This window comes from Stenotrophomonas sp. STEN031 (assembly GCF_056759975.1).
Map to the genome: position 1 here is coordinate 1 of NZ_JBRREA010000007.1, position 24,559 is coordinate 24,559.

Below are 24,559 nucleotides of genomic sequence, written 5' to 3' on the forward strand. Positions count from 1 at the left end.
CCGCCCGGGCCTTTTGGGCTTGGGGGGCCCCACACACCCGCCACTTTTTCACCTACAAACCCCCGCCCAAAACCGGGGCCCTTGGGGGGTTGTCTCCCAAACCCCCCCCGCCCACCCCGGTTTTAACCCGCAACAGGAGACAAACATGCGCAGCGCCATCCACACCACCTTCGGTGAACCCGCCGACGTGCTGGCCTTGGGCGACAGCACCATCCCGCAGCCCGGCCCCGGCGAAGTAAGGATCAAGACCCTGCTTGCGCCCATCCACAACCACGACCTGTGGACCGTACGCGGCAAGTACGGCTACAAGCCCACCTTGCCAGCCATCGGTGGCAGTGAAGCGGTAGGCATCGTTGAAGCACTGGGCGAGGGCGTCGAGGGCATCACCATCGGCCAGCGCGTCATGGCCGCCTCGGTGCACGGCACCTGGGCCGAATACTTCATCGCGCCTGCACGCATGGTCATTCCAGTGCCTGACGGCATCGCCGATGAAGCCGCAGCACAGCTGATCGCCATGCCGCTGAGCGCGCTGATGCTGCTGGAGTTCCTGCAGGCCGAACCTGGCCAATGGATCGTGCAGAACACCGCCAACGGTGCGGTCGGCAAGACCCTGGCCATGCTCGCCGCCGCACGCGGCGTGCACGTACTCGGGCTCGTGCGTCGCGATGCCGGTGTCGATGAGCTCAAAGCGCTTGGCATCGACAACGTGCTGTCCACCACCCAGCCGGATTGGAAGGCGCGCGCACAGGCATTGCTTGGCGACACGCTGGCACACGCCGCCGTCGATTCCATCGGCGGCCAGGCCAGCGCGGATCTGGTGTCACTGTTGGGTGACAACGGCACGCTGGTCTCGTTCGGCACCATGGCCGGCGAAGCCATGCAGATTCCCTCAGGCGACCTGATCTTCAAACAGGCCACGGTGAAGGGCTTCTGGGGCAGCAAGGTCAGCCAGCAGATGTCGTTGGAGAACAAGCGTCGACTGGTAGGCGAGCTGCTTCAGCGTGTGCTGAGTGGTGAGCTGGAACTGCCGGTGCAGGCGATCTACGGGCTGGGTGACGTTGCCAAGGCGGTGACGGCGAGCTTGCTGCCCGGACGAAAGGGCAAAGTGTTGTTGCGCCCCTGATTTTGGTCGTCAGAGCGATGTGGAGAGGCGACCTTGAATATGCGTCCAGGGTCGCTTTTCCATTCTTCAATGACAGCCAACGGCATCAATGGATGGCGCGCAAACCAATCAATCTGTGAGAGCTGAATAGATCTTCGCCGCAAGTTCGTGAGCTGTGCCCTGATTTTCAAGAATCAAGGCTTCAACTTCGTCATTTTTGGATTTGTATTTGGGTACCGTAACCAACTTGAATCCTGGGCTGAAGGAATCCAGCATCGCTCCAAAATCGCCCCTTGTGCGAGCTGCGCACACGATGATCTTGCAGTGCTCGGCGGCGAGTTCATCAATAAACCCCCTCAAAGGGGCTGACACATCACCTCGGTTGACGATGCCAACCTTTACGCCATTAATGGCAACGATCGCACTGAAATCTATCTTTCGCCCGATCATCTCGAAACTGATTGGCTTGGTATACGGGTGTGCCAAGAGCAACTTGTACAGGATGTGCAGTGTCGTGCTCTTTCCCACATTGCTGGGGCCACGTAGTGCGATAAGTCGCTTCTTCATCTATGAGCTCTCTATTCGATGGGTGAGATCAAATTCTTGGTGTTGACGGAGGCCGAAACCGCTCCAGCACCCCCGCTGGATAATCCCGCTGAAACGGCAGATCCTTGCGGTGCGCATAGCCGATGTAGCAATCACAGCGCTGGTTCGGGCAGCCACGCGGTCTCAGCTGGGCCGCAAAGCTGCCGTCGTACAGATTGCCCAACGGCTCGGCGACGAAGTGGCAGCGTTTGACGTTGCCATCGCCGTCCACTGACACCACGTTTTCGCCGGTGAAGCAGGGTGCGCCCAGGCTTGCCGAGGGTTCGAGGTTGAACAGGAAGTGCGGGTCCACGCGTTGCAGCTGCTGGATCTCGGCATCGCTGTAATAGCCGGCAGGGCGCTCGTCGTAGGCGTTGATCCACATCGGCACCTTGTCCGGCAGCTCCCCGCGCAGCAGCTGGATTTCATCCAGGTGCTCACGCATCGCCACCATGCCAACCGTGTAACGCACGCCACGCCGGGCCAGTTCATCGCAGCGGGCGAGGAAGGCGGCGCGGGTCACCTGCCCCGGGTGATAGGTGCACCACAGCGCGAAGCTGTCGAGATTGACCTCGTCCAGCCAGCGCGTACCGATGCACAGATTGGTCTGGATCACCACACGACGGACGTGCGGCATATGGCTCAGCTGCACCATTGCGTCGCGGTAGTGGCGGCGCACCAATCCTTCGCCCCAGGGCGTGAATAGCACCGACAGCTCCATCGTCTGCCGTTCCGCCCAATCGACGAAGCGCGCAAGGTCCTCGGCGTCGCGGCGCAGGGCGGCGCGGGTGTCGTAGGTTTTGGCGAAGGGGCAGTACGGGCAGTCGTAGTTGCAACTGCTCAGCCGGCCGCGATAGAGGATGGAAAGATGCATGCGCGGCTCAATCCAACTGATAGTCGCGCATGCGCTCGGCCACGCCGGCGGAGATCAGCCACGGACCGATGGTGTCGGCACGGGCAAGCCCGGTGTCATTCAACGCGACCAGTGCATCCTCGCGCGTCGCCAAGCCTTGCTCGAACAACTCGTCCAGCTGCGGCAAGTCGTCGAAGCACTCCGTGCCGAAGCGCTCGCGGTATTGCGCAAGATCCAACCCCGGCTGCGCCAGCAGTGACTGGATGACGAAGCGGCGACGGCGCTCGTCCTCATCGAGCTGCACCCCGTAGTCGATGTGGGCGAACGAGGCCTCATCGCGTTCCAGGTAGTGCGCAAGAATGTCTGCCACCGAGCGCCGACTGACCCCGTACTCGCTGGAGTAGTGCAGGCCGCTGGTATACGAGCGGGCGCCGCAGCCGATGCCGACCATGCCGTCGCTCTGGCAGCAGTAGGCCGGCCCGCCGGAGTCCGGCGCGTTGGCCGCGCGGAACATGCGCATCGAGACCTGCTCATAGCCTGCGGCAAGCAGGCGCTCGCGGCCGGCTTCATACAGGGCCAGGCGGTTGTCCACCGATTCGGGATGAATGACGAACGAGCGCTTGCCGCCTTCCTTCGCACCGATGCGGTCCAGCCCGGTGTGCGGGCGCACGTACAGCGGATAGAGGTAGAGCTCCTCCGGCTGGAAGGCGAGGGCGCTGTCGATCGAGGTCAGGAAGCTGGCCACGGTCTGCCCGGCAATGCCGTAGATCAGGTCCAGGTTGAGCGTTGGGATACCCGCCGCACGAATTTGCGCGATGGCTTCCTCGACCACCGCGCGTTGCTGCGGCCGCACCAGCGAGCGCACTTCCGCATCGCTGAAGCTCTGGATGCCCATGCTGACGCGGTCGATGCCGACGTCGCGGCAGATTTTCATCTTCGCCGCGTCAACCGTTTCCGGCGACACCTCGATGCCAGCAGGAATCGAATGCAGGTCGATGTTGGCGTGGCGCTGCACGAAGTCGAACAGCCGCTGCAGTTGCGGCGCATCCAGATAGGTAGGCGTGCCGCCGCCCAGCGCGAAGCGCACGAAGCGGTGTTCACCCAAGGCATCGGCAGTCACCCGCAACTGCTTCTCCATCTGCGCCAGATAGGCTTCCACCTGCGCCGGTGCCGGCCGTGCCATCGCGAACAGATTGCAGAAGCCGCAACGGTAGCTGCAGAACGGCACGTGCAGGTACAGGAACAGCGCATCACGCGGCTCGTTCGCCCAGGCATCGGCAAGCAGCGGTGGCTGGGTGATCGGCCGGTACGCTGACTTGTGCGGGTAGGAGTAGGAATAAGCCTGATAGGGCTCGAGCCGCAGCAGCTCTGACAAACGATGGACGGTCATGGGCTCAACAAAAAATGCGCATAGGGGACGTTCATCACCGTCTCGTGGGCGAGGCGGTGGCCGTGGAAGCCATCCTCACCGTAAGCGGTGCCATGGTCGGAACAGAGGATCACGAAGGCCGGCCCACGCGCACGCAAGGCCGCGAACAACGCCGCCAACTCGCCATCAACGTAGCGCAGCGCGGCGCAGTGGCTGTCCAGTCCATCCGCGTCGCAATCGGGCAGGTAATGCCGGTTGGGCTGGTGGATGGCCGAGACATTGATGAAGAGGAAGCAGCGTTGGTCGCCCGCGGCCTGCAGGCGCTCGCAGGCCAGTGCTACCTGGCGCGCGGTGGAGTCGATCGCGGTCACGCCGAGCTCGGGCTGCCAGTGGCTTTCCTCGAACAGGCCTGGCAGTTGCGAGCCCAGCGCATTGCGGCGGTTGAAGAAGCCAACGCCGCCAATGCAGATGCTGCGGTAGCCCTGGTCACGGAAGCCACCGACGATATCGGCACGGCCGGAGAACACGAAGGTTTCCGGCACGATGGTCTCGCTGCCTTCAAATTCCAGCGCGAACAGGCGCGGATGCGGGCCCGGCTGCGCAGGCGTGGGCAGGAAGCCGGCAAAGAACGCCGAGTGCGCCGCATAGGTGAAGCTGCCCGGCGTATGCCGCAGCTCCCAGCCATCGGCCGGCAGGTGCGGCGCAAGCACCGGCAGTTCGCCGCGCTCGAAGCAGCGCTGGGCCGCATCGAAGCGCAGCGCATCCAGGGTGATCATCACCACGTCATGGCTGCCGACGATGCGGTGCATGTCGGGCAAGCGGGTCTCAAGCATGGGCGTACTCGTTGATGGCAGAACGCGTAGGCGCCAACAGCGCCTGGTCTTCGTAGGTGGTGCGCCCGTCATGGCGCAGGTCCAGCAGCAGGTCACCGAAGCCATTGGCTTCCAGCACCCAGCTGCGCGTGCCGCGCACGATCAGGTCGAAGCCGATCATGCGGCTGGCAGGAAATGCAGCCGCGGCCTTCACCGTGGCAGCTTGCAGATGGTGGATGGCATCGGCATCCAGCAGTGCTTCCAGCTGCGTGCGCGCATTGCCCAGGTGCAGGTTGGTCAGCGCACCCGCGCTCATCCGCGCCACCCGCTGCCGTGGCTGGCCATCCAGCGCGACCACGCGCACGTCATAGCGGCGGCCATCGCTGCCCGGCACGCTGGGCTTGGGAATCCAGCGCTCGATGTAGGCGCCTTGCTCGGCCAGCAGGTCCACCAACCGTGCGATATCGCCGTGCCGGTCATAACGGCGCTGCCGCAGCGAATTGAACACCCGCCAGCGGCCGTCCTGTTCCACCAGCTCCGCCGAACCATAGGCCACCTCGCGTCCATCGTGGTTGCGCGCGTAAGCCAGCACGCCCGCGCCGGACGAACCGTAGCGAGCCTTGATGAAGACACGCTGACAGGCCGCATCGCGCAGCCGCGCGCACATATCTTCGTAGCCGCTGATTGCACCGAACAAGGGCGGCACCGCCACGCCCGCATCGGCCAGCAGCTGCTGGCAGCGGAGCTTGTCCGACATGCAGGCCAGATCGGCCGGTGCATTGAGGTAATGCGGCCCCGTCGGAAGCGACGCCAGCACATCGGCAAAGCCGGCATACCAGAACTGCTGATGCACCAGCTCGCCATGCGCGGCAGGCAAGGGCGCATCGGCGGCAGCGCCGGACAACTCCCAGCCACGCAGCACCAAGGCCTGATGCAGCGCAGGTGCTTCGCCGGGTGACTCCAGTTTGACGATGGCGCCGGGCGCCTGCGCGAGTGCCTCAAGCAGGCGTGCAGGCTCGGCGAGCAGGGTTTCGTAATCGAACACATGCGCTGCAGGCGCGCCCTGATCGTGCAGGGCACGCTGCAGCCACCCGATACGGCGGCTGCAGCGCGGGCCGATCAACAGCCAATTGGCCATCTTCGCCTTACTCGGACACCGCCACGTAGCGGTCGCCGTCGTCTTCTTCTTCCGGATCGTCCAGCACCACCGTGCACGGCAGCGCCTGCAGCTTCTGCTGCCAGGCTGCGGAAATGTAGTGATGGCTCAGGTCGATGCGCTGCAGGCTGCCCAGGTTCGGGCTCTCGCACAGCGCCTGCGCGCCAACATCGCCGATCGTGCCCAGCGACAGGTCCAGCGTCTGCAGCGTGCCCAGCCAGGGCTCGCCGGCCAGCCACACCGCCAGTTCGTCGCTGATCATGGCGTTGCGCAGGCCCAGGTACTGCAGGCGCTCCGGCCCGATCGCCGACAACAGGCGCTGGTAGACCGCCACATCGCCATCGAAGCCATAACCGTCATCGCCAAGCCACAGCTCAAGATGGCGCAGGGCCGGCAGCGTGGAGTTGGCGATGGCAATGACGATCTCGTTCGGCAGGCCGCCGCTCTCGATCGCCAGTTCCTGCAGCGACGCATGTGTGAAGGGCTGCAATTCAAGTTCGGAGGTACCACGGATACGCAGCGACTCCAAGCCCGGGAAGGCCTCCAGTAGCGGGTTGTAGGAGATCTGGTTGATCCACGACATCTCGCAGTCTTCGTAGGTCATGTCGCCCACGAACAGCGCCTTCAGGTTGCCCAGCTCGGCACGGCGCGCAATCAACCCATCGATCAGGCCCTGCGGGCCCTCGCCGGAGGCTTCATCCCATGCGCCGATGACCAGCACTTCAATCGACTGCGGATCAACCTGCTCGAAGAAATTGGCCAGCAGCTCCTCCTGGCTCTCGTCGCTGTCGTATTCCTGCATCAAGCGGTAAGCGACATCGCCGGCTACGGCCGAGCCCCCCATCTTGAAGTCAACGACTTTCTTGCCACGATAAACCTGCGTGTATTCGCCAATGGTCACGGTACGTCCTTGCCGGAAATGGTGCCGTAGCATAACCGAGAGGATGCGAATGCTGGCAGCAATGCATCACGTTCGATGGAAGGCATACAGCCTTCGTCGTTCCGTAATCATCCTGTGCTAACGCAGCAATCAAGCGCAAACAAGCACGCAGAAGAACCAGGCGAAGCCAGCTCAACCCCCTCCCTTGCGCGTAGCGCAGGGGAGGGCTGGGGAGGGGTGCTCTCCGCAGCAAGCCAGCAGCGCAAACAATCCCAGCTTCGCGGCTCACGCCGCTCCTACAAAAGCGCGCCAGTTACGCAGCAGCTCAAAGCGAAGCCAGCTCCAGCCCCCTCCCTTGCGCGCAGCGCAGGGGAGGGTTGGGGAGGGGTGCTCTACGCAGTAACCCAGCAGATCAAGCACCCCCAGCTTCGCAGCCAACCCACCTCCCACAAAACCAAGCAACCAGCTTCAGAACTACAACGAACTACAAACAGCCACATAATTCCCCTGGCTGATATTCAAATACTTAACCCCGTTGTAGTACTTGTACCCAACCCCCATCACCCGATGCCCACTCTCGGTAGGGAACACCACAAACTCATACTCATCCCCAAACAGCGGATCAGCAGGCGTAAAGCTCAAATTGACCTTGTCGCCAAGATCATCGTGCTTCCGCTTCCAGGTCATCTTCCCCTGCAAGTCCTCGCCCAGAAGCTTCACCTGCGCCCGCTGCGTCTTGGTGTCCCAGGAGATCAATTCCGGGCCAATCGAATCACCCTCGATCTTGCAGATGGTCGTTTCGGCAGAAGCCGGCGCAGCAACGCCCAACAGAAGAAGGGCAGCCAGGCGAGATGGTTTGAGTTGCATTGTGTAAGTCCAGTAGTTCGGGCCAGCGTTGCTCCGCAACGCCGTGCCGCGTTGTACCAGACACACGCAGTTGAAAGCCATCGTCAGAACCATCCCGCACAAAATCATTCCGCCAAATACACATCCGTAGCAAGCACCCGCCCATACCCGAACTCAAACGACGCCATCATCGCCGCATGCACCTGCGCAGCCGGCGCCACAACGCCGTTGAATTCCAGGTCACGCGTGGCGCAGGCGTCGTGCAGCACGGTGACCGCATAGCCCATGTCGGCGGACGCACGCACCACCGCATCCACGCACATATGGCTCATCGCACCAAGCACAACCACGTCCTCGATCCCACGCGCCTCAAGCTGCTGCTTCAGATCGGTATCGCGGAACGAATTGACGTGGTTCTTGACGATCACCGGCTCATCGCCGATGGGCGCGACAGCGGCCATGATCCGCACCCCATCCGAGCCCGGCACGAAGATCGGCGCATCACTGCTGGCGGATTCATGGCGGACATGCAGCACCGGCACGCCCTTGGTCCGCGCATCGGCAATCACGCGCACCGCATTGGTAGTGGCGGCATCAATGCCCACCAAGGGCAGCTTGCCGGTGGCAAGGTATTCATTCTGAAGATCGACGACGATAATGGCGCGCTTGCTCATGTACGGCTCCCTGATGGGTGGTTGAATGGTGTGGGAGAAGTCTCCGCGACCAGCCTGCCACCACGAAGAGGCGCTACCGACATTCTTGAGGGCTGTACCGACAGATGCGCACCGACGGTCACATCCAAGTGGGAATCCTGCTGTATCCCGGCGCCCAGCTGGCGGCGGTGCTCGGCCTGACCGACCTGTTCGCTCTGGCCGGCAGGCTCGCCAGCGAACGCGCAGCACCCGCCGCCCCCGAGCTGCAGGTCACGCACTGGCGCATTGAGGTGCCCGGCCAAGCGCCGCAGGCCGTCTACAGCTCAAGCCAGTCGCCCAGCGGCACACCGCAGGTAATGATCCTGCCGCCCAGCATGCAACCGCCGATTTCCACCGAAGCCGCCGCGCCCTACCTGGGCTGGCTGCGCGCACTGCACGACGACGGCACCACGCTCGCATCGGTCTGCGCCGGCGCATTCCTGCTGGCCGAAACCGGGCGCCTGGCCGGCCGCACCATCACCACCAACTGGCAATACGCTGACCTGTTGGCCGCGCGCTTTCCGGACGTGACGCTGGACGTGGACCAGATGCTCATCGACGGCGGCGACATCTTCAGCGCAGGCGGTGCCATGGCCTGGACCGACCTCGGCCTGCGGCTGGTAGACCGCTACCTCGGCGCCGCAGTGATGCTGGATGTGGCACGCACGCTGTTGATCGACCCACCCGGCCGCCAGCAGCGCTACTACAGCAGCTTCTCGCCACGCCTGACGCACGGCGACGCCGCAGTGCTGGCCGTGCAGCAATGGCTGCACGACACCCATGCCAAACAGGTCGCATCCGCCGAACTCGCACAACGCGCAGGGCTGGAAGAGCGCACCTTCCTGCGCCGCTTCCAGAAAGCCACCGGCATGACCGCCACCGAATACTGCCAACGCGTACGCGTGGCCCGCGCACGGGAGATGCTGCAGACCAGTAACCTGCCGCTGGAGCGGATTGCCTGGGACGTGGGGTACAGCGACCCAGGCTCGTTCCGGAAGGTGTTCAGTCGGATTGTGGGGCTGTCGCCGGGGGAGTATCGGAGGCGGTTTGGTGGGCGGTGATTGAGTAGTGGTGAGTGGAACGAAAGAACCGCTCTATTCTTCTTGCTCTCATCGGCAGCTTCCGGGTGCTCTTTCGACCGCTTTGAGCAACAAACGGTCGTTCAATGTCGGAGTTAAGAAGGTGTCGCGAAGCGGCGTCGGCTTGAACAAGTCGCTAGATATCACTCATAGCTCCTTTGGGAGACTTCGCGACGCTTGTGTTGATAGAAGTCCGATCAAGGAAACGTTCCATCATTTGAGGAAGATGCTGGATCATGAAGAAAACCTCCTCGTCGTCAGGGCGATACATTTCACGGAGAAACGGCCCGTGCATGGTCGCTTCGCTAATCGCTAGGAAGTTGCGGCGTGCCTCAGAGATTTCTTTCATGCTGCCCTTGCGAAGAGCATGGTAGAGATCCAATCCAAGCTCGTACAGCCAAGGAAAATCGTCCCGCATTAAGGAAATGGACAGCAGCCAAGCTGCGGCGGGTCCTCCGCGTCCTTTGCGAAACACGGGATGAAATAGCAACTCCTCGAACATCATGGGATGTAAGCGACGGACTCGCTTAATGCCTCCTCGCCTCGTCGCTGAGCGCACCCTGTCATCGACTCTTTCGGGAAGCTCCCGAACCATTACTTTCACTTCTTCGAAGAGCTTTGCCACACCGGAGTCGTCTGCACCAGTCTGGGGTGTCGGCTTGCCCTTGGTTGTTTTTAGCTTTGCCGCTCCTTCAAGGAAAACCCGTACCTGCATTCTTACAGCTTCTTCCCGAGGTGATGCTTCGGGATTTCTCCTGATCAATTGGATAACAAGCTTCGTTAACGAGTCTTCGTCATCTCCGCAGTTCTGGAACTGACCGAAAGGTCCAGTGCTTACCTTCTCAAGCGGCACTCCCATTGCCACTCCAAGCACATTCGTGTCGAGCTTGCCCTTAGCCACTCCCGCCTCATACAGAATCCATGGACGATCGATACTGTGCTGGGTGAGAAGTGCAACAACATCTGTTGCGTCGCCGAGCTGGGACATGATGGCTTTGTACCACTCCGTTCCGAACTCGATTCCAGACGTTCCTTTTTTATCAGATGACCGGAATGACTTCATCGTGCCTGCACTAACGTCAGAGAGAAGATTGGCGAAAGCTTCAGCCAAATCTGCGTCACGACTATCATGGCTGATGAACACTAGAGTGCGTCCGCGGGACGTTACAGCCTGCGCTTCATCAACGGATTCACTGATTACTACCGGCAGTACGGGGCCAGTCTTCTTTCGAACCATTGCTTCCCCCTCTTTTGCGGACGGCTAACCCTCCGCGTTGGTTAAATTTTGAATATATGGTTAAGTTTGCAATGGCGGATTTTCGATCGCATAAAGAGGGCTCGGTGCAACCCTTTGTTCATGCCGAAGCATATTTTTGCCACGCCCCACCAGTTCTTTAGATATCTCTGAGCAATTTAGACGTCTTTCCTGGCTATCCACTGGGTATGCTCGCGGGAAAATGCATTCTCGGCATCACCCACAAAAAGTGAAAACTTTTCGTCGGTGTCGGGAAGTAGAGACTGCTCCCTGATCAGACCAATTTCGTGGGCCGTGAGCGCGTAGGAGCTTGCAAGTTCCGAGAACCTCTTTGCTTGCATCCAGCTCAACAAGCTAGCTGCGGCAGCTACAAAAATGTCGGTAGGCCAGAAGGGTTGATCTGGGCTGGCGATCCGGACAATAGCGCAGACGACTGCAATCGAGTTAATGGCAATCAAAGCCCAGAAAAAACCTCTCGACTTACGTCGATTGAAGGCCGCCTTCTTTGCGTACCAAGTGAGCTGATCACCAATCCGACTGGTTGCATAGGTCGCGCGCCGTTTCTCAAGATCTCCGGCTCGCATCTGATCCATGACAGGCGTTATCTGGGCTCCATCCAAGTGCTCAGTGAGTGATTGGACGACATCGCGGTTCTGCTCGACGACCGCCTTAAGCTTCTGGCGAAAGTCGCTTCGGGCCATGGCGTCATCTCCATGGAACGGCTCAGCACGGCAGACATAGCGCCATGTGATGGTCTTGATGGACTCCGCGACCGCTCGACCCGCGTACCAGAGCCTTTCCGGCCTGAGCGCAAATAGGTAGACCGAGCAGCCGAGGGCGCCGAGCAGGGCGCCGAGTTGGAGGGCTGCAACCGACCAGTGCGGGATGCTGATAATCGACAGGATTGCAGCGATCACGAGAGTCACGAGGTGTACCTTCAAGGCTAGCAAGAACTGCGTCTGCGAAGCGAGGGAGAGCTCGTCAGCAGAACGGTAGAGGGCTGGAAAGTCCTGCTCGTGCATGTGTTTGCCTCAATATCCCAACTGTCTGTAGATCTCGTCCTTGTAGTGCCAGTCGTCGTTAGGCTGTTTCACCCAATTCTCCAGAGTATGGGCAATGATCTTCGGAGAGAAGGGAACAAAGATGGTGCCTATATTCCGAATGATCGGCGGGCAGGTCGCGTCAACGACCTTTCGGGAGCCGTCGAGGTTGATGCCAATGATGCGGCAGCCCTTCTCGATTGCGACTTCCATCTCCCAGCGCACGTACTTATGCTTGCTGCGGGTGTCCTGCCCGATCAGGACCGCGAAGGTACCTGCCATGTTTATCCGCTCGCGACACTTGGTCTTGATGTATGCCTCGCTCTCAGAGTTGATCTCTTTATCGAGCTGGCAGTCGGTGAAGTTGAAATCAATATGTTCGTTCGCCTTCCAGGCCTGCATGAGCCAGTAGTGACGAATATCGGTGCTGCTGAAGCTGACGAACGTCCTAGGAAGTCCCATTTCCCGATCCCCTGTGCTGATTGATCCACATATATTTGCATTTTGTTAGGTTTTCAACCACTACCTGCCTCAGAGAATCTCTGTTTAGCGTCGGCAGGAGAGATTGGTTTGGGGGAGGAGTTGGAGGCGCTCTTACGTTTCCATATGCTCCCTGTCTTGTCCTGTCCTGGAACTCGATGACCGCTCTTTTCGTGAAAGTGCTTATGGCAGCACCGTGCACCCCAGTGAGTTGAGTCAATGGCTGCTGCGTCGACCTTCTGTTATCGGGACGATCAGGGTTCTTCCTTCTTTGTTGCGAGGTGGCGTTCCCTGAGATATAAAAATAGCGGTAGTGCCAGCGATGGGCCAATCACAATGCTGGACAACGGCATCCACAAACGACGCATCCCTAGCTTGCGTCCCTCGACGCAGATAAGCGCAATGGTCGCAAGCCCCGAGATCAGTACATCCGCCCAAGCGAATGCTGCAATGTCGCTGGACGTCGCCTGCTGCAGCAGTAGCGGCACATTGAGGCCGTTAGCGGATAGCCATGGCACAAACTGCGCGAGGGGCAGGGCGGTGCCTGCGACGCAGAGAAGTAGGTAAACAAACCGCATGTTGCTCTCCGGCTGATTCGGTTGGGCGTCTCTGCCTTGGATTATCGCTTGGACCAAGGAGACTGGGGTCTTGTCGGCCGGCGAGCTCGGGAGTTTCAGTTCGATCGAGGAACACCAACCCGCAATTATTTCTGAACCCCGTAAGAGCTCGGCGGCACCAAGCAGCACTTAGGCGTGCTCAGCCCCCAATCACCCATTACCGATAGACATTCCCGCCACCCCAACACACTGGCATTCTGTCGCCTGCTCATCAGGGGATGAAAGTCGATGCTTCGATCTGTTGTTCTTGCGGCTGCACTGTTTGCAGCGCTTCCCGCGCGCGGAGCTGGCTTTCGAGGCGCCGGTGGCCTGCGCTGATGCGGATTCGTCTCCTGCACTGAAAGGCAGCCTCTGTGTCACTACCCATGTTCCGCTGCGGCATGCGTTGCCGGCCGATGGTTCGCTGAAGCTGTTCGTGCGGTGGTTTCCGGCCGAGACGGTGGAGCGGCGTGGGGAGGTCTGGTTGTTGGCTGGTGGGCCTGGTGAGTCCGGGGCGTCGTTGTATCCGGTGGTTGCGACCTTCCGGCGTGCGTTTCCCGGTTATGACCTGGTGATTCCGGACCATCGCGGCGTGGGCCGGTCGGAGCGCATCTGCCCGGTGCAGGAGGCGGCGGACAGCGCCGATGGTGTTGCACTGGCCGGGGGCGAGTGGGGTGGCTGCATTGGCGCGATGTATGCGGATGCGGCGCGCACGCAGGCGTTCTCGGTGACCGAGGCGGCGCAGGATCTTGCGCTGCTGATGTCGCGCTATCGCGGCAATGGGCCGACCTATCTGTATGGGGTGTCGTATGGCACGCAGCTGGCCTTGCGTGCGCTGCAGGTGGCGTCGATGCCGCTGGATGGTTTGATCCTGGATGGGTTGGTGCCGCTGGAGACCACCGAGCAGTGGGATCTGAGCCGGCGCACGGCGCTGGTGGATGCAGTGGGGCGTGCGGTGCTGGGCGAGCAGAAGGTGGCGGTCTATCAGCGTGTGCTGGCCGCTGCGCCGACGGCGCCGTGGAAGGACGAGGTGCCGGGTGGTGATCTGCGCCGGTTGCTGGGCTCGCTGCTGAACTTCCCTGCGCTGCGTGCGCGTATTCCCGACATCGTTGATGGGCTGGCGGTGGACGATACGTCCGCGCTGCTGGCGACGGTGGCGGAGTTGAAGACGGCGATGGCGCGGATGGGGCAGGGCGGTAACAACCAGCCTTCGTTGCCGCTGGTGATGTTGATCTCGGCGTCGGAGAACAACGCGCGGCCGGGGCTTACGCGCGAGTTGGTGGAGCAGGAGGCTGCTGGGGCTTTGTTTGTCAGCGCGATCCCGGGGTTTCTGGTGGGGGCGCCTGTGCCTGCTTATGCGAAGGATGCTTGGTTTGGGAAGTCGCCTGGGGTGCTACCGATGACTTTGGTTGTGCATGGGACCCTGGATCCGAATACGGCGTATGCGGGGGCGGTGGAGCATGCGGCTGTGCTTGGGAAGGCTGGGAAGGTGAGCTTTAGTACGGTGGAGGGTGGGGCGCATTTGTTGGCTTACTTTGCGCCAGGGTGTTTTGTTGAGGCGGTTGGGGTGTTTGTTGCTGGGGGGGAGGTTGGTGGTAGGTGTGTTGAGCGGTGAGTTGGTTGGGTCTTGCTGCTGAGTTTGGTTGGGGTGTTGGAGGTTTGGGGTTGGTGGTTTTGTTCTGCCCTCACCCCAACCCCTCTCCCGCGGGCGGGAGAGGGGCTTGGATCGCTTGGGTTCGGGGCTATCCGGTTGCGTCACAGATTGCTGGGTTTGGGCGTGTTGGCTCCAGCGTTAGTCGCTGCACATCTGAAAACAGCTGCTCTACTGGCATGCCGTATGGCGCGAACAAACGCAGCCGTCCTTGGCGATCGAATACGTAGCCGCCTGCGGTGTGGCTCATCGAGTAGGCGCCGGGGTGCTTGCCTTCTTCGCGGTCGTAGAAGGCTTTGAACGATGCTGCCATTGCGGCCAGTTGCGCATCGTCACCAACCAGCGCAGTCGCAGTTGGGTCAAACGCTCTTACATAAGTCTCGGCAACAGCTGGCGTGTCGCGTGCCGGGTCCACGGTGACGAAGATCACCTGCAGTTTGTCGGCGTCCGAGCCCATCAGGTGCTTTACGCGGTTCAACTCCACCATGGTGGTGGGGCAGACGTCTGGGCAGCTGGTGAAGCCGAAGAAGAGATACGTCACTTTGCCGTTGAGATCGGCCGGGCTGCGGTTTACGCCTGTGCTGTCGGGCATTGTCCATTGCTGGCCGAGTGCTTCGCAGGCGATGTCCTTGCCGTAGAAATCCACCTTGGGCTTTGCGGCACAGGCGACCAGCAGCAGGGTGGCGGCGCTTATCGCGATGGTGGACAGGTGCAGTTTGCGGGCCAGTGCGGCGAGGCCGGTGGCGGGGGTGTTGGTGCGGGACATGGCTATGGTCGCTGAAGGACGGACAGCCGAACTGCATGCGACGGGCCGGCATGGTGTGCCGGCCCGTTGCGTGCGTCAGTTGACCATCATGTGGAAGTGCATGCTCCAGATGATCCAGATGGAGAGCGCTACCACGATGAAAAGAATGACCAGGGTGAAAACAAAACTGGCCAGGTTCCAGCCGCCCTCCGAGGAGCGGTTCATGTGCAGGAAGTACATCAGCTGCACGATGATCTGCACGACGGCAAAGCCGACCAGCAGGGCCATCGTCAATGGCCGCGACAGCGTCGGGTTCATCACCAGCAGGAAGGGGATGACGGTGAGCACGGCGCAGATCACGAAGCCGATCAGGTAGGACTTGGTGGAGCCATGTCCGCTGCCGGCGCGGGAGGTGTCGTTGTCGGACATGTTCAGAACACTCCAATCAGATAGACAAAGGTGAAGACGCAGATCCAGACCAGATCCAGGAAGTGCCAGAACAGGCTCAGGCAGGAGATGCGGGTGACGTTGGTCGGGGTGAGCCCCCGACGCTTCACCTGGTGCATCACCACCGCCATCCAGATCAGGCCGCTGGCCACGTGCAGGCCGTGCGTGCCAACCAGCGCGAAGAACGCGGACAGGTAGGCGCTGGTGGTGGGGCCGGCGCCAATGTGGATGAGGTGGTTGAACTCATACACTTCCATGCCGATGAAGCCGGCACCGAGTGCGAAGGTCACGCCCAGCCAGGTCAGCACGGCCCGCTTGTCCTGGCGGTGCATCGCCAGCACGGCCTGGCCATAGGTGATGCTGGATACCAGCAGCAGGAAGGTCTCCACCAGCACGAACGGCAGCGAGAACAGCTCGGCACCGGTCGGGCCGCCTGCATACGCGTTGCTGAGAACCGCGTAGGAGGCGAACAGCGAGCCGAACAGCACCAGGTCGGACATGAGGTAGACCCACATGCCGAAGACCTTCATGCCGCCCTGGTCGTGGCCATGGTCGTCATGGCTGTGCTCGGCCACCTGTGCGTTGTCTACGGCGACGTTGGACATGATGTTCATGCAATCACCCTGTGCTGCTTGAGCTTGTTCTGGTGTTGGTTCTCGATGGCGGCCACTTCTTCGGCGCTGACGTAGTAATCCACGTCCTCGTCGTAGGAGCGCACGATCAAGGTGACGATCATCGCCACGAAGCTCGCACCGGCCAGCCACCAGATGTGCCAGATCAAGGCGAAGCACAGCGCCAGGATCCAGATGTTGAGGATCAGCGGCACGCCGGTGTTACGCGGCATGTGGATCGGTGCGTAGTGCTTGGGCGGCTTGGGGAGGCCTTGCTTCTTGGCTTCGTGGAAGGCGTCCAGGGTGTCGGCCTTGGGCACCACGGCGAAGTTGTAGAACGGCGGCGGCGAAGGCGTCTGCCATTCCAGCGTGCGTGCATTCCACGGGTCGCCGGTGATGTCCTGGTTCTGCTTGCGGTCGCGGATGCTGACGTAGATCTGCACCAGCATCAGCACGATGCCTGCGAACACGAACAGCGCGCCGACGAAGGCGGCAATCAGGTAGGGCGTCCACGCCGGGTTGTCGTACTGGTTCATGCGCCGGGTCATGCCCATGAAGCCGAGCATGTACAGCGGCATGAAGGCCAGGTAGAAGCCGATGATCCAGCAGGCGAACGACCACTTGCCCAGGCGCTCGTTGAGGGTGAAGCCGAACACCTTCGGGAACCAGTAGACGAAGCCGGCCAGGTAGCCGAACAGCGCGCCACCGATGATGGTGTTGTGGAAGTGGGCCACCAGGAACAGGCTGTTGTGCAGCAGGAAGTCCGCGCCCGGGATGGCCAGCAGCACGCCGGTCATGCCGCCGATGGTGAAGGTGACCAGGAAGGCGATGGTCCACAGCATCGGCACGCTGAACTCGACGCGGCCGCCATACATGGTGAACAACCAGGTGAAGATTTTCACGCCGGTCGGGATCGCGATGATCATCGTCATGATGCCGAAGAAGGCATTGACGCTGGCACCGGAGCCCATGGTGAAGAAGTGGTGCAGCCACACCACGAACGACAGGATGCCGATCGCCAGCGTTGCACCCACCATCGACTTGTAGCCGAACAGCTTCTTGCGCGAGAACGTGGCGGTGATCTCGGAGAAGATGCCGAACGCCGGCAATACCAGGATGTACACCTCCGGGTGGCCCCAGGCCCACACCAGGTTGACGTACATCATCGGGTTGCCACCCAGGTCATTGGTGTAGAAGTTGAAGTCCAGGTAGCGGTCCAGGGTGAGCGCGCCGAGGGCGACGGTCAGGATCGGGAACGCGGCAATGATGATGACGCTGGTGACCAGCACGGTCCAGGTGAACACCGGCATCTTCATCAAGGTCATGCCCGGCGCACGCATGCGCAGGATGGTGATGAACAGGTTGACGCCGGTCAGCAGTGTGCCGACACCGGAGGCCTGCAACGCCCAGATGTAGTAATCAACACCTACCCCTGGACTGAACTCGATGCCGGACAACGGCGGGTACGCCACCCAGCCGGTCATCGCGAACTCGCCAAGGCCCAGCGAGATCATCATCAGCGCAGCGCCGACCACGAAGATCCAGAAGCTGAAGGCATTGAGGAAGGGGAAGGCCATGTCGCGCGCGCCGATCTGCAGCGGCACCACGATGTTCATCAGGCCAACCACGAACGGTGTGGCCACGAAGAAGATCATGATCACGCCATGCGCGGTGAAGATCTGGTCGTAGTGTTCCGGTGGCAGGAAACCATCACTGCCGGGACCGGCCGCGGCCAGCTGCGCGCGCATCATCAGTGCATCGGCAAAGCCGCGCACCAGCATCACCAGCGCCACCACGATGTACATGATGCCGATCTTCTTGTGGTCCACGGTGGTGAACCAGTCGCGCCACAGCACGCCCCACAACTTGAAATAGGTGACGGCGGCGAGCAATGCGATGCCGCCAAGCACCATGCCCGCCAATGTCACAACGACGATCGGGTCGTGCAACGGCACGGCGTCCCACGTCAACTTACCGAACATGCTCATTACTCCTGGGAGGCCTTGGAAGCTGCGTTGTGGCCGGACGTGGCCGCGGTGTTCTCACCCACACCGATGAACTGGTCGATGACCTTCTTGAACAGCAGCGGCTCGACGCTGGCGAAGTGGCGCACCGGTTCCTTGCGGGTGGGCGCGGCCAGACGCTTGAATTCGTCGAAGCTCAGTTGATCCGGCGACTGCCGCACCTGCGCAACCCAGTCATCGAACTGCGGCTGGCTCATCGCGGTGGCGACAAACTTCATGTTGGAGAAGCCATGGCCGCTGTAATTGCCCGACATGCCGTCGAACTTGCCCTGCTCGTTGGCCACCAGATGCAGCTGCGTGCGCATGCCGGCCATCGCATAGATCTGCCCACCCAGCTGCGGGATGAAGAAGGTATTCATCGTCGAGTTGGAGGTGATGTCGAAGGCCAGCTGTTGCCCGGCCGGGAAGTTGAGCTGGTTGACCGTGGCGATGCCCAGGTCCGGGTAGACGAACACCCACTTCCAGTCGGTGGCGATCACTTCCACATGCAGCGGCTCGCCGGGAATATCCAGCGGCTTGTAAGGGTCAAGCGCGTGGGTGGATTTCCACACGATCACGGCCAGCACGGCGACGATGATCAGGGGCACGCCCCAGACCACGATTTCCACCTTGGTCGAGTGCGCCCAATCGGGCATGTACTTGGCCTTGGTATTGCCGGAGCGGTAGCGCCAGGCAAAGACGAAGGTCAGCACGATGGCCGGTATCACCACGATCAGCATCAAGGCGATGCAGATCAGGATCAGGTCGCGCTGGGCAATGCCCACGTCGCCCTTGGAGTCCAGTAGTACCCAGTTGCAGCCAGACAGGCCCACGCATGCCAAAGCGGCCAGCGCTGGGCGGATGCGTTTCCAGCAGATATTCATTGAAGGTCGACCCTGTTGAAGGAGCTCTTGAGCGGGGACCGCCGATGCCCGGCGCATAGGCCGGGAGCGGCTACACTGTCCGTACGGCGGTGCCTACAAAAGGATTGCTGATCCAGTCAAGTCCATACAAGATACAACATTGTATGGGTTGGTGCACGTACAAAGCAGGGAAGGTTCACCCGATGCAGCAGCCAGCCGCAGGCCGACGCCTGAAAAAGCCCAACCGGACCTGGGTCCGTCCCTTCGCCGAGGGCAGCGGTCCGCTCTACCTGCAGATTGCCCAGCAGGTACGCGATGCCGTGGACGATGGCGTGCTGCAACCCGGTGACCGCCTGCCGCCGCAACGCGACCTGGCCCAGCTGATGGGCGTGGACCTGACCACGGTCACTCGTGCCTACGCCGAGCTGCGCCAGTCTGACCTGCTCGACGCGCAGGGCGCCGGCGGCACATTCATCGCCATGTCGGCCGGCAACAGCGCCACCTCGGTGGACCTGAGCATGAACATCCCGCCGCTGCTGGGCAGCAGCCCGTTCGCGCAGAGCATGGAGCGCGGCTTCCAGCAGCTCAGCCAGCAGCTGGGGCAGGGTGAGTTGATGAGTTACCACGTCGGCGCCGGCTCCCGCGATGACCGCGCGGCCGCCGTGCAGTGGCTGGCGCCGATCCTGGGCAACGTCTCCGCCGAGCGGGTGGTGATCTGCCCCGGCGCGCAGGCCGCGCTATGCGCCATCGTGCTGGCCAAGACCCAGCCGGGTGACCTGATCGCCGCCGAACAGCTCACCTATCCGGGCCTGCTGGCCGCCGCCCGCGTACTGCAGCGGGGCATCGTCCCCATCGCCATGGACGCCGAAGGCATGCTGCCTGACGCCTTGGAAGCAGCCTGCCAGCAGCGCAAGCCGGCCCTGATCTACCTGATCCCGACCATCCAGAACCCGACCGCCGCGACCATGTCGCAGGCCCGCCGTGCCGCCATCCTGGCGATTGCCCGCCGCCATGGCGTGGCGGTGGTGGAGGACGATCCATATTGGCTGCTGGCCGCCGATGCAGCGCCGCCGCTGGCGGTGGATAGCCACCCGGACGCGCCGGTCTACTACGTTTCCACCCTGTCCAAGTGCCTGGCGCCGGGCCTGCGCACCGCCTATCTGGTGGTGCCGCCGGGCGAGCCGATGGAGCCGCTGCTGGACGCCTTGCGCTCGATCGCGCTGATGCCGACCCAGTCGATGGTGGCGGTGGCCTCGCATTGGATCCGCAGCGGCCAGGCTGATGAGATGGTGCGCCGCTTCCAGCAGGAGCTGCGCCAACGCCAGCAGATCGCCGCGCGCATCCTGCCCAAGCCCTATCAGGCGCACCCGTCCGGCCTGCATGTGTGGCTGCCGTTGCCGCCACGGCTGGACCAGTACCGGCTGATCCAGGCCGCGCAGGCGCAGGGCCTGGGCATCGCCAGCTCGGAGGCTTTCAGCATCGAGGAGCAGGCCGGCAATGCCATCCGCCTGTCCTTGGGCGGAGCGGTGGACCAGCACAGTCTGGCGGCGGCATTGACCAAGCTCACCGAGGTCATCTCGGCTGCGCCTGAGACGCGGACGCAGGCTATCGTTTAACTGGCCTCCGGTCATATCCATACAAAAGTGATACATTGCATATCTTGTATGGATATGCGGGTAGCTGCTGTGCGTCGGGACAAGCTGAAATTTCATCTGGTGATGCTGGGCTGCGCCGGTTTCGTGGTGCTGGCGCTGGCGTCGCTGGTCTATGTCTGCTCGCGGCCGCAGACCGCCGACGTGCAGGCCAGTGAGCGCGCGGCTATCGAGCAGTGCCTGCAGCGCAGCCGCGCGCCGGAGCGCACCGAGATCTACCGCCGCGCCCAGGCAGATTCCTGCGCCGAGATGCTGGAACAGTACGAGCACAAGTTCGGCGCGGACGCCGCCTCGTGAGCCCGCACAACGGCGCATCGCCGCGCCGGCGTGGGATGCGGCTGTGGATCGCGGCGGGCTGTGTGCTGATGGCCGGTATCGCGACAGCGCTGTGGCAGTACTTCGGCCTCAGCGAGCAGGCCACTTTCGCCGAGCAGGCCATCGTCTTCGACGACACCCAACTCAAGCTGCCGCCGGAACTGGCCGGTGCCAACGGACGTATCCGCGTTGTGCATTTCTGGGACCCGGCCTGCAAGGTCTGCAACCGCGAAACCGGGGCGCACCTGAGCTATCTGATCAGCATGTACCGCCGCGCCAACATCGATTTCTACGCGGTGCGCCGCCCGGGCACCACAGGCGAGTTGCCCGAGTATCTGCGTGGTCGTTTGACGGAACTGGCGACGATCGAAGGTGCCGAACATATCCCGGCCAGCCCTGCGGTTGCGATCTGGGACAGGGCAGGGCATCTGGCCTACGCCGGTCCGTACAGCATTGGCATGGTCTGCAACTCGGCCAATAGTTTTGTCGAGCCGATTCTCGACAAGCTGGTTGATGGACAGACCGTGCGCCCGCGTGGACTGCTGGCGGTGGGTTGTTACTGCCCTTGGCAAAGCAAACCTTGATCCGCTGCTGATGAATCCGCATGCATGCCAGCGTGCGTGGACGTTCTGTCCGCGCACAAAACACAGCGGGTACCCGCTCCAACCGACCGATGGTTGTGAGCAGGCACCCGCCGCTGATGCAGACAATACGTGGCTACATCGTCCATACATGGTGCGACAGGATGTCGCAGTTTTTGCCGTTAAATATGGGGTTTGGCGATGAACTGGATGGACAGCGCGCTGCGCAGCAACGGCCCGATCTACCTGCGCATCGTCAACAGCATCGAGCGCAGCATGAACACCGGCGAGCTGGTGCCCGGCCATCGCCTGCCGTCGCAGCGCGCCTTGGCCAAGCAGCTCGGCATCGACCTGACCACGGTGACGCGCGCCTTCCATGAAGCACGCAGACGCGGACTGATCGAAGCGCGCGGTCCGCAGGGCAGTTTCATCGCACCGCCGAAAGCCGCCTTCGGGCAACCGGTGGACCTGAGCATGAACGTGCCACCGGTACCGGATGCCTTGGCTTTGAACGATGCCTTGCGACGTGGCGCTGCTGCCGTGCTCGCACGCAGCAATGCGCCCAACCTGATGACGTATCACCTCGCTGGCGGCAGCCCGACTGACAGACATGCAGCGATAAGTTGGCTGCAGCCGATGCTTGGCGATATTGCCGATACGGCGTTGGTGGTGGCGGAGGGCGCGCAGTCGGCGCTGGCCTCGATCCTGATAAGCCAGACCCAGGAAGGCGAGGTGATTCTCTGCGATCACCTGGTGTATCCGGGCCTGCTGCAGGCGGCACGATCCTTGGGACGACGCTTGCTGCCGGTCGATGGCGATGCGGAGGGGATGTGCCCGGACGCGCTTGAGCGTGCGTCGCGGCAGAGCGGGGCGCGCGTGGTTTACCTCAATCCCACCTGCAACAACCCGACGGCGTTGACGATTCCCTCGCAGCGACGGGTTGAGCTGGCACGTGTGCTGCAGCGGCTGGATCTGCTGGCCATCGAGGATGATCCTTACTGGCATCACGCTGTGGAAAAGCCAGCGCCGATTGCGACGCTGGCACCGGCGCATGTGTACTACGTATCAACCTTGTCGAAGGCGATCAGCCCGGGTCTGCGCACTGCGTTCGTTCGCTGTCCATCGGAGCAGCATGCCGAAGCGCTGGCGACGGCGTTGCGTTCGATCTGTTTGATGGGCCACCCGTTGGTGATGGCGCTGGTAAGCCAGCTGCTGTTGGATGGTTCGGCGACTGCATTGTTGAATCAGGTGTTGGATGAAGCACACGAACGCACCGCGCTGGCCGCTCATCTGCTGGTGCCTTCGTTGAAGGTGCAGGCAGCCGGGTTACATGCCTGGTGCAGCGTACCCGAACCTTGGACCGATGCAGGTTTTGTGCGTGCCGCCCAGCTGCAGGGTCTGGCTATATCGCCTTCATCGGCATTCAGGCCGGACGGCGCACAGCGCAGCCGAGGCTTCAGGCTGTCATTGGGGCAGGCAAGCAACCGACGCCAACTGCAAAGCGCCCTGCGCCGCATCAACCAACTGGTCGACACCCCGGATTCAAGCAGCGCGGCATGAACCCGTAGTGCCGAGCCATGCTCGGCAAGCGGCATTACAAGCAATGCCGCAACTGTAGTGCCGAGCCATGCTCGGCAAGAGGCATTACAAGCAATGCCCCAGCTGTAGTGCCGAGCCATGCTCGGCAAGAGGCATTACAAGCAATGCCCCAGCTGTAGTGCCGAGCCATGCTCGGAAGGGGCTTTACAAGCAATGTTGCAGGAGCTGCGTAAGCCGCGAGGCTGACGATGCATCAACCGAAGATCAACCGCGAACAGCACCCCTCCCCAACCCTCCCCTTGCCTGCGGCAAAGGGAGGGGGTGCAGTGCCGAGCCGTGCTCGGCAGGGGCTTTACAAGCAATGTTGCAGGAGCTGCGTAAGCCGCGAGGCTGACGATGCATCAACCGAAGATCAACCGCGAACAGCACCCCTCCCCAACCCTCGCCTTGCCTGCGGCAAAGGGAGGGGGCAAAAGCGTGCATCGCCAGCCATTTGCAGGCGCAGCACAAGCCTGTAGTGCCGAGCCATGCTCGGCAGAGGCTTTACAAGCAAAGCTGCAATGTAGTGCCGAGCCATGCTCGGCAGGAGCGTTACAAGCGTTGCCGCAGGAGCCGCGAAGCAAACCAGCCAGTCGTAGCCGGGAGCCATGCAACGCCGCAGTTCAATTTCCACCAGCTTCGCGGCTGACGCCGCTCCTACAAGAGCGGCATCAATCGCTGGTCCGCCGCCTTCAGCCCTGCTTGAACAGCTTGCGCTTGCCGGTCAGCACCGTTTCCTTCGGGGTGAGCTTTGCCACGCCGGGGATCAGGAAATCGGTGGTGGTCTGCCCGAAGCGGATCTTGGAGGCCAGCCAGAGCGGCATCTTGCCGCGGCCGGTCCAGGTGTTCCAACGGTTTTCCGGGTCGCGGTACTTGGGCTTGACCTTTGGCCCCTTGCGCCGGGCTGGCTTGCTCTTCACGGCCGCGGCATCGGCCCCCGGGCCGAACAGCTCTTCGATCGTATAGCCGGTCTGCTTGGCCAATGCGGTGAGTTTGCGCCTGACCTTTTCCGCAGGTTGACGTTGGGTGAGCGCTTTGTGCCTGTCCTGTGCGGCGCGGATGAGAGTGTTCAGCTCTCGAAGATCAAGGGGGGTTAGGTCGATACTCATGGCGTAAGCGTCAGTTCTTGGCTTTGGAGTGTCAAGCTGCCGCTGTGAAACAGGGTCGGCGGGGCGGCATTGGGGGCCGGAACGCAGTGAATTGGGGGGGGCCTAGACCGCGTAGCCCCGGTATGGCCCCCCCCGCCCCGGGGGGTTTTCTCCGGGGGGGGAAATATCCCGGGGACCCCAATCCCCGGGGGGCCCTGCGCTTACCCGGGCTACTTCCTTGGCGGGACCTAAAAGAAACCCGATGCCAGGGATCTGACAT

At 62.1% G+C, this 24,559-nt stretch carries 25 protein-coding genes; 7 read left to right on the forward strand and 18 right to left on the reverse strand.

What is annotated here, in order from left to right:
• The first annotated feature begins 145 nt into the window (after nt 1–145).
• Entirely contained in the window at nt 146–1,123 is a 978-nt protein-coding gene (locus ACVOLQ_RS04595) for a zinc-binding dehydrogenase (protein WP_481527242.1), read from the forward strand.
• Nucleotides 1,124–1,231: 108 nt separating this feature from the next.
• On the opposite strand, the gene ACVOLQ_RS04600 is transcribed toward ACVOLQ_RS04595, so the two are convergent.
• The 8 genes from ACVOLQ_RS04600 to ACVOLQ_RS04635 all read right to left on the reverse strand — a co-directional run bounded on the left by ACVOLQ_RS04600 (nt 1,232) and on the right by ACVOLQ_RS04635 (nt 8,277).
• Nucleotides 1,232–1,669: a hypothetical protein gene (locus tag ACVOLQ_RS04600; RefSeq protein ID WP_481527243.1), complete on the reverse strand. Its 438-nt coding sequence runs from the start codon at nt 1,667–1,669 to the stop codon at nt 1,232–1,234.
• A gap of 28 nt (nt 1,670–1,697) precedes the next feature.
• Nucleotides 1,698–2,561: an STM4011 family radical SAM protein gene (locus ACVOLQ_RS04605; RefSeq protein ID WP_481527244.1), complete on the reverse strand. Its 864-nt coding sequence runs from the start codon at nt 2,559–2,561 to the stop codon at nt 1,698–1,700.
• 7 nt (nt 2,562–2,568) lie between these two features.
• A complete protein-coding gene (locus tag ACVOLQ_RS04610; RefSeq protein WP_481527245.1) occupies nt 2,569–3,930 on the reverse strand; it encodes an STM4012 family radical SAM protein in 1,362 nt (453 codons plus the stop codon).
• Nucleotides 3,927–4,742, reverse strand: coding sequence for an STM4013/SEN3800 family hydrolase (locus tag ACVOLQ_RS04615; protein WP_481527246.1), 816 nt, complete (start codon nt 4,740–4,742; stop codon nt 3,927–3,929). The genes ACVOLQ_RS04610 and ACVOLQ_RS04615 overlap by 4 nt, the downstream gene beginning before the upstream one ends.
• Nucleotides 4,735–5,844: an STM4014 family protein gene (locus ACVOLQ_RS04620; protein WP_481527328.1), complete on the reverse strand. Its 1,110-nt coding sequence runs from the start codon at nt 5,842–5,844 to the stop codon at nt 4,735–4,737. Before ACVOLQ_RS04620 ends, ACVOLQ_RS04615 begins: the two co-directional genes overlap by 8 nt.
• Nucleotides 5,845–5,866: 22 nt before the next feature.
• Nucleotides 5,867–6,778: an STM4015 family protein gene (locus ACVOLQ_RS04625; RefSeq protein ID WP_313643013.1), complete on the reverse strand. Its 912-nt coding sequence runs from the start codon at nt 6,776–6,778 to the stop codon at nt 5,867–5,869.
• A gap of 453 nt (nt 6,779–7,231) precedes the next feature.
• A complete protein-coding gene (locus ACVOLQ_RS04630) occupies nt 7,232–7,624 on the reverse strand; it encodes a hypothetical protein (RefSeq protein ID WP_481527247.1) in 393 nt (130 codons plus the stop codon).
• 104 nt (nt 7,625–7,728) lie between these two features.
• The gene (locus ACVOLQ_RS04635; protein ID WP_313643011.1) at nt 7,729–8,277 is read right to left on the reverse strand and encodes a cysteine hydrolase family protein; all 549 of its coding nucleotides are present in this window, start codon (nt 8,275–8,277) and stop codon (nt 7,729–7,731) included.
• 104 nt (nt 8,278–8,381) lie between these two features.
• Between ACVOLQ_RS04635 and ACVOLQ_RS04640 the strand changes: the two genes are divergently transcribed.
• The gene (locus ACVOLQ_RS04640; protein ID WP_481527248.1) at nt 8,382–9,356 is read left to right on the forward strand and encodes a GlxA family transcriptional regulator; all 975 of its coding nucleotides are present in this window, start codon (nt 8,382–8,384) and stop codon (nt 9,354–9,356) included.
• 154 nt (nt 9,357–9,510) lie between these two features.
• On the opposite strand, the gene ACVOLQ_RS04645 is transcribed toward ACVOLQ_RS04640, so the two are convergent.
• The 4 genes from ACVOLQ_RS04645 to ACVOLQ_RS04660 form a co-directional block, all read right to left on the reverse strand.
• Nucleotides 9,511–10,611: a hypothetical protein gene (locus ACVOLQ_RS04645; protein ID WP_481527249.1), complete on the reverse strand. Its 1,101-nt coding sequence runs from the start codon at nt 10,609–10,611 to the stop codon at nt 9,511–9,513.
• 176 nt (nt 10,612–10,787) lie between these two features.
• Complete coding sequence (locus ACVOLQ_RS04650) at nt 10,788–11,651, reverse strand: DUF4231 domain-containing protein (RefSeq protein WP_481527250.1); 864 nt, start codon at nt 11,649–11,651, stop codon at nt 10,788–10,790.
• Between the two features lie 9 nt (nt 11,652–11,660).
• On the reverse strand, nt 11,661–12,131 hold the full coding sequence (locus tag ACVOLQ_RS04655) for a TIR domain-containing protein (protein ID WP_481527251.1): 471 nt from the start codon (nt 12,129–12,131) through the stop codon (nt 11,661–11,663).
• A gap of 272 nt (nt 12,132–12,403) precedes the next feature.
• Nucleotides 12,404–12,727, reverse strand: coding sequence for a DUF2834 domain-containing protein (locus tag ACVOLQ_RS04660; protein ID WP_481527252.1), 324 nt, complete (start codon nt 12,725–12,727; stop codon nt 12,404–12,406).
• Between the two features lie 286 nt (nt 12,728–13,013).
• On the opposite strand from ACVOLQ_RS04660, the gene ACVOLQ_RS04665 reads away from it, so the two are divergent.
• The gene (locus tag ACVOLQ_RS04665; RefSeq protein WP_481527253.1) at nt 13,014–14,360 is read left to right on the forward strand and encodes an alpha/beta hydrolase; all 1,347 of its coding nucleotides are present in this window, start codon (nt 13,014–13,016) and stop codon (nt 14,358–14,360) included.
• Nucleotides 14,361–14,487: 127 nt separating this feature from the next.
• On the opposite strand, the gene ACVOLQ_RS04670 is transcribed toward ACVOLQ_RS04665, so the two are convergent.
• From ACVOLQ_RS04670 to cyoA, 5 genes are all read right to left on the reverse strand, one after another.
• On the reverse strand, nt 14,488–15,162 hold the full coding sequence (locus ACVOLQ_RS04670; RefSeq protein ID WP_481527254.1) for an SCO family protein: 675 nt from the start codon (nt 15,160–15,162) through the stop codon (nt 14,488–14,490).
• Nucleotides 15,163–15,237: 75 nt separating this feature from the next.
• Nucleotides 15,238–15,570, reverse strand: a complete 333-nt coding sequence (gene cyoD / locus ACVOLQ_RS04675; protein ID WP_481527255.1) for a cytochrome o ubiquinol oxidase subunit IV — start codon at nt 15,568–15,570, stop codon at nt 15,238–15,240.
• Between the two features lie 2 nt (nt 15,571–15,572).
• On the reverse strand, nt 15,573–16,202 hold the full coding sequence (cyoC, locus tag ACVOLQ_RS04680; RefSeq protein ID WP_481527256.1) for a cytochrome o ubiquinol oxidase subunit III: 630 nt from the start codon (nt 16,200–16,202) through the stop codon (nt 15,573–15,575).
• Nucleotides 16,199–18,181, reverse strand: a complete 1,983-nt coding sequence (gene cyoB / locus ACVOLQ_RS04685; protein ID WP_303748706.1) for a cytochrome o ubiquinol oxidase subunit I — start codon at nt 18,179–18,181, stop codon at nt 16,199–16,201. Before cyoB ends, cyoC begins: the two co-directional genes overlap by 4 nt.
• 5 nt (nt 18,182–18,186) lie before the next feature.
• Nucleotides 18,187–19,086 (reverse strand): ubiquinol oxidase subunit II, encoded by a 900-nt coding sequence (cyoA, locus tag ACVOLQ_RS04690; protein WP_481527257.1) that lies wholly within the window; start codon nt 19,084–19,086, stop codon nt 18,187–18,189.
• 182 nt (nt 19,087–19,268) lie between these two features.
• Between cyoA and ACVOLQ_RS04695 the strand changes: the two genes are divergently transcribed.
• The 4 genes from ACVOLQ_RS04695 to ACVOLQ_RS04710 all read left to right on the forward strand — a co-directional run bounded on the left by ACVOLQ_RS04695 (nt 19,269) and on the right by ACVOLQ_RS04710 (nt 23,173).
• Nucleotides 19,269–20,681, forward strand: a complete 1,413-nt coding sequence (locus tag ACVOLQ_RS04695) for an aminotransferase-like domain-containing protein (RefSeq protein ID WP_481527258.1) — start codon at nt 19,269–19,271, stop codon at nt 20,679–20,681.
• A gap of 48 nt (nt 20,682–20,729) precedes the next feature.
• Entirely contained in the window at nt 20,730–21,014 is a 285-nt protein-coding gene (locus ACVOLQ_RS04700; RefSeq protein ID WP_057627610.1) for a hypothetical protein, read from the forward strand.
• Nucleotides 21,011–21,616 (forward strand): DUF6436 domain-containing protein, encoded by a 606-nt coding sequence (locus ACVOLQ_RS04705; protein ID WP_481527259.1) that lies wholly within the window; start codon nt 21,011–21,013, stop codon nt 21,614–21,616. Before ACVOLQ_RS04700 ends, ACVOLQ_RS04705 begins: the two co-directional genes overlap by 4 nt.
• A gap of 198 nt (nt 21,617–21,814) precedes the next feature.
• A complete protein-coding gene (locus ACVOLQ_RS04710; protein ID WP_481527260.1) occupies nt 21,815–23,173 on the forward strand; it encodes an aminotransferase-like domain-containing protein in 1,359 nt (452 codons plus the stop codon).
• A 710-nt stretch (nt 23,174–23,883) separates the two neighbouring features.
• Here the strand turns inward: ACVOLQ_RS04710 and ACVOLQ_RS04715 are convergent.
• Nucleotides 23,884–24,300 (reverse strand): H-NS histone family protein, encoded by a 417-nt coding sequence (locus tag ACVOLQ_RS04715; RefSeq protein ID WP_481527261.1) that lies wholly within the window; start codon nt 24,298–24,300, stop codon nt 23,884–23,886.
• Nucleotides 24,301–24,559 lie beyond the last annotated feature (259 nt).